14 protein-coding genes are annotated in these 13,662 nt (G+C 37.2%); 13 read left to right on the top strand and 1 reads right to left on the bottom strand.

The genetic code is table 11. The features are described 5' to 3' along the window. Nucleotides 1–12: 12 nt before the first annotated feature. The 5 genes from PHV78_04050 (at nt 13) to murC (ending at nt 4,982) form a co-directional block, all read left to right on the top strand. Nucleotides 13–1,053 carry a rod shape-determining protein gene (locus PHV78_04050; GenBank protein ID MDD5396396.1) on the top strand — a complete coding sequence of 347 codons (1,041 nt, stop codon included), beginning with the start codon at nt 13–15 and terminating at the stop codon, nt 1,051–1,053. A 7-nt stretch (nt 1,054–1,060) separates the two neighbouring features. After that, complete coding sequence (ybeY, locus tag PHV78_04045) at nt 1,061–1,450, top strand: rRNA maturation RNase YbeY (protein MDD5396395.1); 390 nt, start codon at nt 1,061–1,063, stop codon at nt 1,448–1,450. Next, entirely contained in the window at nt 1,447–1,815 is a 369-nt protein-coding gene (locus PHV78_04040) for a diacylglycerol kinase family protein (protein ID MDD5396394.1), read from the top strand. Before ybeY ends, PHV78_04040 begins: the two co-directional genes overlap by 4 nt. Before the next feature lie 7 nt (nt 1,816–1,822). Beyond that, a complete protein-coding gene (gene ftsA / locus PHV78_04035) occupies nt 1,823–3,046 on the top strand; it encodes a cell division protein FtsA (protein ID MDD5396393.1) in 1,224 nt (407 codons plus the stop codon). Between the two features lie 577 nt (nt 3,047–3,623). Then, nucleotides 3,624–4,982: a UDP-N-acetylmuramate--L-alanine ligase gene (gene murC, locus PHV78_04030; protein MDD5396392.1), complete on the top strand. Its 1,359-nt coding sequence runs from the start codon at nt 3,624–3,626 to the stop codon at nt 4,980–4,982. A gap of 98 nt (nt 4,983–5,080) precedes the next feature. On the opposite strand, the gene PHV78_04025 is transcribed toward murC, so the two are convergent. Continuing rightward, a complete protein-coding gene (locus tag PHV78_04025) occupies nt 5,081–5,662 on the bottom strand; it encodes an MBL fold metallo-hydrolase (GenBank protein MDD5396391.1) in 582 nt (193 codons plus the stop codon). Between the two features lie 73 nt (nt 5,663–5,735). Here PHV78_04025 and PHV78_04020 point away from each other — a divergent pair, with 73 nt between their 5' ends. The 8 genes from PHV78_04020 to PHV78_03985 are packed head-to-tail and all read left to right on the top strand — an operon-like array spanning nt 5,736 to nt 13,614. After that, nucleotides 5,736–6,911 (top strand): glycosyltransferase family 4 protein, encoded by a 1,176-nt coding sequence (locus PHV78_04020; protein ID MDD5396390.1) that lies wholly within the window; start codon nt 5,736–5,738, stop codon nt 6,909–6,911. Nucleotides 6,912–6,914: 3 nt separating this feature from the next. Continuing rightward, nucleotides 6,915–9,155 carry a hypothetical protein gene (locus PHV78_04015; GenBank protein MDD5396389.1) on the top strand — a complete coding sequence of 747 codons (2,241 nt, stop codon included), beginning with the start codon at nt 6,915–6,917 and terminating at the stop codon, nt 9,153–9,155. Between the two features lie 2 nt (nt 9,156–9,157). After that, nucleotides 9,158–9,835, top strand: a complete 678-nt coding sequence (locus PHV78_04010; protein MDD5396388.1) for a hypothetical protein — start codon at nt 9,158–9,160, stop codon at nt 9,833–9,835. A 1-nt stretch (nt 9,836) separates the two neighbouring features. Next, the gene (locus PHV78_04005; GenBank protein MDD5396387.1) at nt 9,837–10,034 is read left to right on the top strand and encodes a hypothetical protein; all 198 of its coding nucleotides are present in this window, start codon (nt 9,837–9,839) and stop codon (nt 10,032–10,034) included. A 6-nt stretch (nt 10,035–10,040) separates the two neighbouring features. After that, on the top strand, nt 10,041–11,078 hold the full coding sequence (locus tag PHV78_04000) for a DNA recombination protein RmuC (GenBank protein ID MDD5396386.1): 1,038 nt from the start codon (nt 10,041–10,043) through the stop codon (nt 11,076–11,078). Between the two features lie 22 nt (nt 11,079–11,100). Continuing rightward, nucleotides 11,101–12,240: an aromatic amino acid transport family protein gene (locus PHV78_03995; protein ID MDD5396385.1), complete on the top strand. Its 1,140-nt coding sequence runs from the start codon at nt 11,101–11,103 to the stop codon at nt 12,238–12,240. Nucleotides 12,241–12,243: 3 nt separating this feature from the next. After that, entirely contained in the window at nt 12,244–12,513 is a 270-nt protein-coding gene (locus tag PHV78_03990) for a hypothetical protein (protein MDD5396384.1), read from the top strand. 3 nt (nt 12,514–12,516) lie between these two features. After that, on the top strand, nt 12,517–13,614 hold the full coding sequence (locus PHV78_03985; protein ID MDD5396383.1) for an acetate/propionate family kinase: 1,098 nt from the start codon (nt 12,517–12,519) through the stop codon (nt 13,612–13,614). The last annotated feature ends 48 nt before the right edge of the window (nt 13,615–13,662 follow it).

Genomic DNA, 13,662 nt, shown 5'->3' with positions numbered 1-13,662 from the left:
AATAATTTTGGCATGTTTAATAATCTTTTAGGTTTATTCGCCAAAGATATTGGAGTTGATTTGGGGACCGCTAATACCCGTATTTATATCAAAGATAGGGGATTGGTTTTAAATGAACCATCAGTCGTGGCGATTAACACCCGTACCGATCAAATCATTGCTTTGGGTCAAATGGCGCTAAGAATGATTGGTAAGGTGCCGCCGCACATCCAGATAGTAAAGCCGATTGTTAATGGCGTGGTATCTGATTTTGAAGTAGCGGAAAAAATGTTGCGCTTGATTTTTGAAAAGATCCATCACGGTAATTTTTTTATCACTCCGCGTCCGAGAGTCGTAGCGACAATTCCGCTTGACGTGACTGAGGTTGAAAAAAAATCTTTAGAAGACGTAATTTTACAAGCCGGCGCACGCCAGGTTTTTTTAGTTGAACGACCAATGGCTGCGGCGATCGGTTCTCGCTTGCCGATTCACGAATCAATCGGTAATTTGATGGTAGAATTGGGCGGCGGCTTATCTGAAGTGGCAGTTATTTCGTTGTCCGGCGTAGTGACCTGGAAATCATTAAAAATTGGCGGAGAAACTCTAAATAAACAATTGATCCAATATTTAAGAGAAAAATTTGGCATCTTATTGGGAGATCAAACCGCAGAAGAAATAAAAACTCGCATTGGTGCAGCTGCTCCGAATGACAAACCACAAGAGATAAAGGTTCGTGGGAGGGACTTAATCAGCGGTTTGCCAAAAGAAATTAATATTACTGATGCTCAGGTTAGAGAGGCGATTTTGCCGATTTTAAAACAAATAGTTGAAAGTATTTCTGATACCATCGAAAAAACTCCGCCCGAGTTAGTCGCCGATATTTATGAACGCGGCGTAGTTGTCTCTGGCGGCGGCTCGCTCTTGAGAAATATCGATAAGTTGATTCAAAAGAAAATAAATATTCCAATTCATTTGGCCGATGACCCCTTGACCACTTCGGTCCGCGGTGCCGGATTGATTTTAGAAGACTTTGAAAACCTCAAGTCGGTTTTAATTCCCTCGGCTAGAGCCTAATCTATATATGGCTAGCGTCGAAATCAATAACCAAACCAAAAACAGGGCAAAGATTTCTTTTTTAAGAATTTTTTTATATGGTTTAATGAGTCGGACCGGCCAGGATCTCGATTTGTCAGTGGCGCTGGTAAGTCCGGCAACTATTAAAAAATTAAATAAAAAATATCGCCGCCTTGATAAGGTTACCGATGTGCTGTCTTTCGAAAAAATCAATGAAATAATCATCTGCCTTGATCGCGCCAAGAAACAGGCGAAAGAGCAGAACTTGACCATTGACGAAGAATTAAAAAATTTATTAGCGCATGGTTATTTGCATTTAATAGGCTATGACCATAAGACGGACACGCAGGAGAAAAAAATGAATAAAAAATTAGCTAGTTTAATAAAAAATTTATGAGCTTTGGTCAGTTTAAAAGAAGTTTCAAAGATGCTTACAGGGGACTGGTTTATACTTTTCGTTATGAATTATCTTTTCGTATTCAAAGTTTTATCGCCATTATCGTTTTGATTTTGGCTTTTATTTTTCCGCTTCGGCTCTATGAAAGGGTGGTAATAATTTTGTTGGTAGCTATGGTTTTACTTTTAGAATTAATCAATTCTGTTTTAGAAAGAATCGTAGATTTATTCAAGCCGCGTATTGACAATGTGGCGAAAATAATTAAAGATATTATGGCCGGCGCGGTTTTGCTCGCAGCGGTTGTTTCTATAATAATCGGTTGGCTGATCTTTTGGCCGCAATTTAAAAATTTATTAATCAAGTAACTTATCTATGGCGGATAATATTATTACAGGTTTAGATATTGGTTCATCAGCGATTAGAATCGCGGTCGCTCAGGTGACGCCGGAAAACGAAATCAGGATTTTAGGCGGAGCTGAAGCAAAATCAGAAGGCGTCAACAAAGGCGTCATCGTTGATCTAGAAGACACGATCTCGAGCATTTCTCAGGCCTTAGATAAAATAGAAAAAGTAACGGGCTTGCCGGTTAGCCGAGCCTATATCGGTATTTCCGGTACGCATATTATTTCCCAAGAGAGTCGGGGGGTGGTGGCTGTTTCGCGGGCTGACGGAGAAATCAGAAAAGACGATGTTAGTCGGGTTTTGGATATTGCCCAAAGTATGGCCACGCCGCCAAATTATGAAATTTTACACATCTTGCCTCGTTCATTTATAGTCGATAATCAGCCCAACATCAAAGATCCAGTCGGTATGACTGGTGTACGCATCGAAGTTGATGCACAAATTATTTTGGGTCTGGGCGCGCAAATAAAAAATTTAAAAAAATGCCTTTATCGCGCTGGAGTTAATGAAGAGGAATTGGTTTTCACGCCATTAGCTTGTTCGGAAGCAGTTTTAAATAAGCGGCAAAAAGAATTGGGCGTGATGGTGATAAACATCGGCAGCACTACTACTTCGCTGGCCGTATTCGAAGAAGGAGATATTTTATTAGCCAAGGTTTTGCCGATTGGCGCGCGCTATATTACCAATGACGTGGCTATTGGTTTGCGTATTCCGCTTGATTTGGCCGAGTCAATAAAAATTAGCCATGGTACAGCATATCCGCCCTTGGTCAATAAAAGCGAGACGATTGATTTGAAAGATTTAAATACTCCAGAACAGGGTTCTTATTCAAAAAAAGAAGTAGCCGAAATTATTGAAGCTCGTTGTGAAGAAATTTTTAAATTAGCCGACAAAGAACTGCAGAACATCGGCCGTAGCGGTAAATTGCCGGCCGGGGTGATTTTAACCGGCGCTGGAGCAAATTTGGCAGGTCTAGTCGAGTTGGCCAAGAAGACCTTTAAGTTGCCGGTTAGCATAGGCACGCCGGCGGGATTTACTACTTCGCAGGTTGAAGAAATTTATAATCCGAGTTTTTCCACGGCCGTGGGTCTGATCCTCTGGGGTAGAAAAACGCAACACTTATCTCACAAATCATATTCGCCGAACTTAAATTTTGGTTGGACCAAAAAAATATTCAAAAATTTATTTCCATAAAATAAAATTATAGACAATTCTACAAAACGAGCCTTGGGCTCGTTTTAGTTTTGACAATTTAATTATTTTTATTATAGTAAATAGGCCACGTACTCTCGTGGCAATGGAGGATCCATGATGAGAAAGACCTCCTTGGTGTTGCTGTAAAGTAGCGCATTCAAGGCTGTGTAGTTCCAGCCAGCTACACATAGGAGACGGGTAGCCGCTGCGTCGGTATGGCACCGACAACCATCAATACATGGGGAATCCCCGCAGACATTTCTACTAGATGAACCTAAAGCACGACTTCTGGCATTGCCCTGGGCGACAGCCGGTAACTCTATCCGGCAACGCTGAGAGCTCCAGCACCCCCTTAAAGACGTCGCCTGCGCCGTCTGCGCTGTGCTAACCCCGATCACCGTCTCTAGAGGGGTCCACATACGCGCCTCTCCAGCAGTAAGTTGCACTACAACACGGTGTACACACCAAGCCGAAATCCGAAAACGGTTTGATTCCGTTGGCCCGGGCGCGCCTTTCGCGCCCGGGTTTACTTTTCCCCCAGTTTGACGAAGGCAGTATTTTATGTTAAATTTGATCTATGGATTTAAATAAGATTAAGAAAATTCACTTGATTGGCATAGGTGGCATTGGCGTGTCAGCTATTTGCCGTATGATGTTGAAGGCCGGTAAAACGGTGAACGGCTCTAATTTATCATCTTTAGGAACCGATGAACTAGAGAAGCTGGGCGCGAAAATTTTTATCGGCCATCAAGCTAGTAATTTGACTAGCGATGTTGACCTGGTAGTTTATTCTGCAGCCGTGCCGGAAGATAATCCGGAGAGAATCAGGGCAGTCCAATTAAACATCGCTCAACTATCTTATCCGGAATTTTTGGGCGAACTATCAAAAGATAAATTTACCGTGGCAGTTTCCGGCACTAATGGTAAAAGCACGACCACGGCTATATTAGGCTTAATGGCTGGCCAACTTGATCCGACCGTAATCGTCGGCAGTAAATTAACCGAATGGGATGGTAATTTTCGTTTAGGCCTTTCCAAATATTTTATCGTCGAGGCTTGTGAATGGAATGCACACATGCTTAACTTATCGCCCAAGATGATAGTTTTGACTAATTTAGAAGAAGATCATCTCGATTATTATCGCGATATTAACCACATCACAGAAACTTTTCAGGCGTATATTGAAAAACTTGATAAACAAGATTTATTGGTGATAAACGTGGATGATGATAATTTAAAAAAATTAAAACCGCGCAGTCGGGTTTTAACGTATGGCATAAAAAATCCAGCTGACCTGATGGCTCAAAATATCAAAGTTGGCCAAGGTTGGCAAGAATTTGATCTGGTTAGTCAGAAATTTAATCTGAATGCCCATTTTAAAATAAAAATCCCCGGGATTTTTAATGTTTATAATTTTTTAGCAGCCATTAGCGTGGCTCATTCTCTTGGCGTGCCGATGGAAGAAATAAAAAATAGGGGAGAGCAGTTTACTGGAATTTGGCGGCGATTCGAGCGGATTAACTCGGACAAGGTCATTATTAGTGATTATGCACATACGCCTAGCGCCGTTAAGGGCACGATTTTAGCCGCTAAAGAATTTTTTCCCAATCAGCGTTTGATGGTCGTCTTTCAGCCTCATCATCACAATCGCACGAAAAAATTATTCAATGATTTTATTAATAGCTTTGATGGCGCAGATATTATTATTGTTTCGGAAATTTATGACGTAGCCGGACGAGAAGAGGAGCAAGACAGCGATATTAGTTCGCAGGATTTAGTAAAGGCAATAAAACAAAAATATCCAGCTAAGGATATTTATTATGCGGTTGATTTAAACGAGACAACCAAGAAGGTTCTTGAGTTTGCTCAGCCTGATGACGTTATTTTGATTATGGGAGCTGGTGACATTTATACAATAGTGGATGATTTAAGGTAAAAAATTAATATTAATAAAAAATAAAAATGCGCACTTTTTCTCGGCCGAGAAAAAGTGCGCATTTTTATAAATTCATTTAAATTATTTTAAAAAATCCATTATTTAACCTCCACTACCTGGCCGTGTCCGGGGATGATATAATCGGCTGATTTTAAGATATTTTTTCTGCTTTTTATTAAAGCTACTCGATCCTTAGTATAAGGATCTTTTTTGTTTAATAAAGATTTATAATCAGTTGATTGTTTTTCTTCGTCTTTCCACCAAAACAAATCTCCGGCGATAGCAACTTTACCCTCGGCTGTTTTTGCCATAAGGACAGCATGCTCGTGCGCGTGTCCGGGAGTAGCAATGACTTCAATGTCGGTATGAGGTATTTTTTTGTTAAAACCGGTCTCTAAATCTCCATTATAAATAATGTCTCCGTCTAAAATTTTTATATCAGGAAAAAGAGAGGCGCCAAGCCAGTGATCGGGGTGATAATGGGTCAAAAAAATCAGATCGATGTCTTTTGGCCTTAATCCTGATTTTTTGAGATTGGTTAGTAGTAATTTTTTATTAGTACCGGGATCAACTAGAATATTTAAACCCTTGTCCTGAATTAAAACGCACGTCGAAGACGCCTTCCAGCCATTTTTGTATTTTTTAGCGTAGCCTTGAATTAAGACCTTAACTTTTGCCATATTGTTTATTCTTTAGTTTGTATTATAATTTTAATATCTTAATTATACGTTTATTTATAGGAAGGGCAAGATTATGCCGAAAGTAGCTCACTTGGTTTGCACTTATCCGCCATATCAGGGCGGAATTGGCAATACCTGTTATTTTGAAGCAAAATATTTAAGTCGGCTCAACTGCGAGGTGACGGTTTTGACGCCCGAGTATTACATAAAAGATAAAAAACAAAAAATAAAAGCAACCGTGGCCGAATCGGAACATAAGATTGTTTATTTAAAGCCCTGGTTAAGATATGGCAATGCCGCTTGGACGCCGCAAGTTCTATGTCAATTAAAAAAATTTGACATTGTCCATCTTCATTGGCCATTTATCGGTGGCGCCGAAGCGGCTTTGTACTGGAAATTATTTCATCCCAAGAAAAAACTAATCGTTCAATATCAGATGGATTTAATCGGCCACAATATTTTTCGTCCGATCTTTAAAATTTATGTTTGGCTGTGGCTGCCCTTGATGGTAAAATTAGCCGACAAGATTATTGTTTCTACCCTAGATTATGCGCAAAAATCGCAATTAAAGAGATTTTTTAATAATTATTACGATAAATTTATTGAAATACCCTTGGGGGTGGAAGCGGAATGCTTTTATCTTCACGATAAGGATTTTAATATTTTATCTAAGTACAACTTGTCTTTATTTGATCGGATAATTTTATTCGTTGGCGGCTTGGATCGTGCTCATTATTTTAAGGGCGTTAATATTTTAATCCAAGCCGTTGCCACATTACTAAAAAAGAAAAACGAATCTATAAAATTATTAATCGTCGGCAAGGGCAATTTAAAAAGTAGTTATAAAGAGTTAGCTAGAGAACTGGGGGTTTATCAGCACATTGTTTTTGCTGACTCGGTAACTAACAAAGAATTGCCTGAATATTATAATTTAGCCGATGTTTTTGTTTTGCCGTCAATCGACCAATCAGAATCATTTGGTTTAGTTGTTTTAAATGCTATGGCTTCGGCTAAGCCGGTTGTTGTTTCTAATTTGCCCGGACCGCGATCTTTAGTTAGAAATAATTATAATGGCCTTCAAGTTATACCTGGCAGTGCCGATGATTTGGCGGAAAAACTGGATTTTTTAATCAATAACCCGTCTTTGGCCCAAGAATGGGGGAGAAATGGCCGTTTAATGATTGAAGAGAAATATTCTTGGCAAAAAATAGCCGAAGAAATTGCTGAAGTTTACGCACACTTAAAATAATTTATGCTTGACTCGATTAAAAAAAACAAGAATTTCTTTTACACCTGCGTGACTATTATATGCGCCCTGGGCTGGTGGTTTAATTTTATTGGCTTTCGCATCCAGATTTTTTCAATTATTTTTAGCGCCGTTTATTTGATTTTGAACGCAATTTTACTGGGCCGAATCTTGGTAAAAATTATTAATTTAGATAGAGAGTTAGAATTTATTTTTGGAGTATGCGTTTTAATATTTTTAATTGGATTTGGTTTGGCCTTTCCGATTTTTTTCTATAAACTTTTACCAATTCACTTATTAATAGTTTTATTAATCTTAACAATTTTAATTTCCTTGTCGGTTAAATATTGCCCTTTGCCCGAGGGTATGAGTTTACGTAGATTAGAAGACAATAAAGGCATAAGGATGCCTAAAAGTTTTTTTATTTTATTTGTCGTTCTCTTGGCCGTTGGGTTGTTTTTTTTACTGAGATCGAGGACGGGAGAGTTTATTACCTCGCCCTGGCAGGTGATACGTCCTTATTATTTATACGTTTGGGGGCTATTGGTTGCTATAGTCGGTTTTGCCGTGTTTTCGAAAATAAAAATTCGAAAATTTTTCTTGCTGATTATTTTGGCGTCACTATTGCTTCATGCTTATCTGCCAATTGTATATAAAGCCGGCTTTGGCGGTGACAAGTGGAGGCATTTAGGCGCAGAACAATCGCTAATGGCCGGTGAACCCTATTATCCCGTTTTATTTGGTGACAGGGTTGATATGAAAAAAATCGGTCCGGTTAGCGTTCCCGAAGTTTTAATCGTCGGCAATAAAAATTCTTATGTTAATATGTGGGGCGCGACCATTGCCTTGAGTTGGATGAGCGGAATGGATATATTTTGGATAGATTTGGTGCTTGGGTTTTTGCTATATTCAATATTTTTGCCCCTGCTTTTGTTTAGGTTTGGTGAATTTATACTTTCAAAAAAGAGGTTTTTACTGCTTTTAGCCTTTTTGCCTCTTTGTTTTTCTCCATTTCAAATGTATGGAGCCATTACTACGTCAAATGCTTTTGGTTTTCTCTGGTTTTTATTCACCCTATTAATACTATGTCAGGCTATAAAATTTAAATTAAATAAATATTTGTGGTGGGCGGTTATTATTGCTATTTTATTAAACTATTTAAATTATATTTTATATTTAATTTTAATTTTAGAAATCATTATTGTATCATTTTGCCTTAAGAAGATAGTTAATCGCGTTGATTCTCATTCAAAATATTTTTGGATCGTCTCGCTAATAATTTTGATTTTATTGTTTTGCATTCTTTTGCCTATAGTCGATTTAGCCGGTGGCAACGTTTTTAAATCTTGGGATTGGATAAAAAATAATTTTTTAAAAGACATATTTGATTTTATTAAGACCTTAGTTTTGTCCAATCCGATTTTTCCTAGAATGTTTAATATGGAGCAGGATAATTGGCTTTTCGCCCAGGCAAATCAAAACATTAGCCGCGCCAATTTATTAAAGCTGATTCGCTGGTCTTTTGTTTTGGCGCCGCTTGTGTTTATGGTTATGATCTGGGGAATGGTAAGGCGCGACAAAAATAATATCATCAAAAAATTGTTGATGATTTTATTGCTTATAGTTATAGTCAATCAATTTTTAGCCACTTATTTCATGGATGGCAATCATATTTTTAACAAACGCTTGGTTATTTTTACATCATTTTTAGCCATGGTAATGCTTGCCTTGGGGATTGAGGCATGGTTAAGCATAAAAAGATTTAGCCAGATTGTTAAAATTATTACTGCGGTTTTATTTTTGGCGCTCTTGTCAACGACCGTTTATGCTTCTGGACCAAAAATGCAAACCGTTACTAGTGACGAATTGACCGCGGCTAAATATTTATGGCAGAAAATTAGCGCCACTGGCCAAAAAAAATATTGTGTTTTAGCGAACACCTGGCCGTTATTGGCCCTGGAGGGCGTTTCGGGCAGGCAAATTGTTACCGGCGGATTTCCGGTTTATTTCGAATATGCCCAACCTGAGCGAGTCCAATTGTTTGATAATTTAAATAAAAATCCTTCACTTATAGACATAAATCGGGCTTTAGCAATAACGGGTGCCGATGATTGTTATGTCATGACTGAAGATAGGTGGATTTACCTTTATAATCGTCAGGAAATTTTAACGCGATTAAATGATATTTTAGGTCAGCCAGAGATGATCGGCGATGTTTATCTTTGGCATTGGCAGCCAAAAAAGTAATTATGTCAAAAAAATGGAAATTAATTCTTAAATTATGGAGCATTTTTATAATTATTATTATATTGGTTTTTTTATTTTGGCTTTTTTGGAAAAATTCTATTTCCAGCGGTCACTTGATGGTAGTAAATGATTTTTGCCAAAGCGCGACTTATTCTGTTATATTTTTTCCGCAACAAAAATTTATTTCAAATCTGTATCCTGGCAATAGAGTTGCCGACGTTGAAATTGATGATCTAGGACGATGTTTCCAAAGAATTATTTCTGAACCGGCTTATTTCAAGATTATTTTACCGAGGAAATTTATTGAAGCAAAATTAAAAATATATTATCAGAATCAGGGGCAAAATGTTTTGCAAATCGGCCTGGGCAATATTAGCCAAGGTCTATTAGATTGGGCATTTCAAATACAAAACATAGAAAATCACACAATAAAGCCGAAAGTAACGCCAGCGATTTCCGGCGACTTAAAGGTTGGACAGGCAAAATTTTTAATTACTTCTGATTTTGATGCTGGACGGCAATTGGAGTTTATTTTATCTGCGCCTGACCTGAGTAAAAATCAAGGGCAGATAAGAATATATAAGATAGAAGCGGAACTAATTAGAGAACCGTTAACTTGGCATACCTTTTTTAATACTGGCCTGAATTTTTGGCAGAAATTTTTAAATAAGTTTAAATAATATGAAACGCCTGCTTGTTTACTATTTAGCTCGTAATTTATTTTTCTTTGGAGCCGCGCTTTTGATTTTATTGTTAATTGTTGAAGATTATGCGCCCGGCGCAATAACATTATGGTTTAATCTAAGAATATTAGTTATTATCATTTTTATTGCCGGTCTGTTAGCCTTGTTGTTTTCTAAAAATAATGATAAAATATAATAACTTATGAATTATTTAATACTTATAATTTTATTAATCGTTATTGCCGGAATGGTTTTACTATTTCGTCAACTTAAATTATTGGGCGGTAAAAATGCTAACGACCAATCACCGTTGCTAATTCAAGCTCAACTCAAAGAAATTAGAGAAACGATGGACAATAAATTAAGAGATGTGCATCAGACGGTTCAAAGGCAGTCTGGGCAAACTAATCAAATTATCAGGGACGTTACTGAAAAATTGACTAAACTAGATGAAACAAATAAACAAGTAATTAATTTTACCGATCAACTTCAAAGTTTGCAGGATATTTTAAAAAACCCTAAGCAACGAGGCGTCTTGGGAGAATATTATTTAGAAACTGTTTTAAAGAATGTTTTGCCGCCGGGTAGCTATCAAAGGCAATATCCATTTAAAGACGGAACTATTGTTGATGCTGTGGTTTTTGTTAAAGATAAGGTCATTCCTATTGATTCGAAATTCTCATTAGAGAACTATAATCGTTTAGTTGAAGAAAAAGACGAAACTGAACGGGCGAGATTAGAGAAAGTATTTGTGTCCGATTTAAAATTAAGAATTCAGGAAACGGCCAAATATATACAGCCATCACAAGGAACGATGGACTTTGCTTTCATGTTTATTCCGCATGAAGCCATTTATTATGATTTGATCGTTAATAAAATCGGCGCTCTAAAAGACGAAGATACTGAAAATTTAATTCAACGAGCCGCAAGCAAATATAAAGTTATAATTGTTTCGCCGACGTCATTTTTGGCATATTTGCAAACAGTTTTACAGGGGTTAAGAGCCTTACAAATAGAAGAATCGGCCAAAGAAATTCGCGAAAGAGTCGAACAATTAGGAAAACATATTTTAACCTATGACGAATATTTTAAAAAGTTAGGCAACAATTTGGGTACGACGGTCAATTCTTATAATACGGCCTATAAAGAATTAAATAAAATTGACAGAGATATTGTGAAAATAACCGATGGAGATAATAAAATAGAGCCGTTACAAATAGACAAGCCAGATGATAAATAAAATTATAAAATAAAAGTTAAGCATGAATAAGACGAAAGGTTTTTTCGAAGCAACCGCAATTCTTATTGGCACCATTATCGGGTCAGGAATTTTTGCCATACCATATGTCATTATGAAGGCCGGCTTATTAATCGGCGTTTTTTATTTTATTCTTTTAGGCCTAATGATTCTGACTATGCACTTGGTTTACGGAGAAATTGTCCTAAGAACATCATCTACGCACAGAATAGTCGGTTACGGCGAAAAATATTTAGGCAAATCGGGCAGAAATATTTTATTTGTCGCCGCCCTAGTAAACCTCTTGATGTCTAATTTGGTTTATTTGATTTTGGGCGGTAATTTTTTGTCGTCTATTTTTGGCGATATTGGCAATAATTTGTTTTATGTTTTTTTATTCTGGGCACTGCTGTCGCTAGGCGTTATTTATGACTGGAAAAAAGTTTCTTTTTTAGATCTAATAATGACCGTTTCGTTACTTTTGGCGATTGTTATTGTCGCCGTTTTTGGTTTTATGCATTTTAGGGCCGCTAATATTACTTTAGTAAATTGGCAATATGTGTTTTTGCCCTGGGGGGTGATTTTTTATTCAATTGCCGGCGCTTCGGCCGTACCCGAGCTTAAAGAAATATTAGATAAAAACAAAAAAGGGATAAAGAAAGCAATTATTTTAGGAACAGTTCTGCCGATTATTTTTTATTTTGTTTTTAGCCTGGGCATTGTCGGCGCCAGCGGTGCTAAAACCAGCCCCGAAGGAATTATGGGCATGAAGGGAATATTTAGCCAAACCATTGTCGATTTAGCGGCGATTTTGGGAATTTTATGCGTGGCCACGTCATATCTGGTCATGGGCATTACCTTAAAAAAGATTTTTATTTATGATCTTAAAATAACCAAGGCTGTTTCACTGCTATTAGTGTGCCTTATTCCAATTGCCTTATTCTTGCTAGGCATGCAAAATTTTATTTGGATTTTGTCGTTTTTGGGTTTATGGCTGGGCGCCGGCGAAGGAATTTTACTTTTAACCATGCATCGCCGAGCCAAGGCCGCGGGTGATCGTAAACCGGAATATTCTTTAAATTTACCGACCTATGTTTATTATTTAATCGGTTCATTATTTATTATTGCGCCGATCTTAACTATCATTTTTGTTCAATACAAGTAATTTATGAAAAACATAGAGGAATTAGAACAAGAAATAATAAAAATTAATAATCGGAATCAAAAAGTTGAACAGGATAAAGCCTGGGAGTTAAGTTGGTTTCGTAGACTTTTGATTATAATTTTTACATATATTGCCATGGGTATTTATTTGGGGATTATTAATATTGAAAAACCGTGGTTAAACGCTATTGTTCCGGCCATTGCTTTTATGCTTTCTACATTAACATTGCCAATTTTCAAACAGTTTTGGTTAAAATATTTTATCAAGAAATAAATTATGAAGCAGGTTTTAGTCTTTAATTCAGGTAGTACATCCCTAAAATATAAAATTTTTAGCATTGGAAAAGATAATGCTCTTAAAGTAGTTAAAGTAGTTAAAGAAGGTAACTTTAAGGGTCTGCGCGAAGACAGGGGAACGAGCCATGATGCGGCTATTCGATCGCTGCTTAGATCGCTCGGCAACTTGACCGATATCGCGGCTATTGGCCACCGCGTTGTGCATGGCGGCAATGAATTTGTCGCACCGACCAAAATCGATCAATTGAATTTGCGATTGTTAGAAAAATATAATCGCTTAGCGCCGCTACACAATCCGTACAACTTAATGGGCATTAAAAGTTGTTTAGTATACTTCAGCAATATCCCCAACGTTGCGGTTTTTGATACGGCGTTTTTTAAAACCCTGCCTCTTAAAGCGAAAATTTATCCGATCCCTTTCGAATATTATCAAAAATTCGGTATTGAACGTTTTGGTTTCCACGGCATTTCCCATCAATATTTAGTTGATACCGTTGCAGCTAAACTAAAAAAACCGGTGGCCAAACTTAATTTAATTACCTGTCATCTGGGCGGCGGTTGCAGCGTGGCGGCTATTAAAAATGGCCAGCCCATTGATATTAGTTTGGGCTATACGCCGATGGAGGGCTTGGTGATGACGACCAGGCCGGGGGATTTAGATCCAGGGGTAATTTTAGAAATCCAAGAAATTTTGATTAAAAATAATCCTAAAAACAAAGAGTCAGAACATCTTTTATTTGAGACGAATAATATTTTAAACAAAGAGTCGGGCATTAAAGGATTGTTTGGCAGCGATCATTATTTGAAATTATTAAAAGTTAAAGATAAAAGCCCTCGAGCAAAATTAGCTTTTGATATTTTTATTTATCGTTTAGAAAAATACATTAGCGCTTATTGGGGAATATTAAATAAAGTTGACGCGATTGTTTTTAGCGGAGGAATCGGTTCGGGCAAACCGGCGACGAGACGGGCCGTTGTGAAAGATTTAAAATTTTTAAATAAGACAAAAATATTGGTCATTAAAACAGACGAAGAATTAGCCATTGCTAAAGAATGTTTAAAGTTTATTAAATTTTAGTTAGCAGAAAAATTTTTTTGAATAAAATTTAGCTACTCCGCTTCCTGT

Source organism: Patescibacteria group bacterium (assembly GCA_028715115.1).
Lineage (GTDB): Bacteria > Patescibacteriota > Patescibacteriia > UBA2591 > UBA4787 > JAQUSN01.
This window is presented reverse-complemented; position numbering and strand designations above follow the sequence as displayed.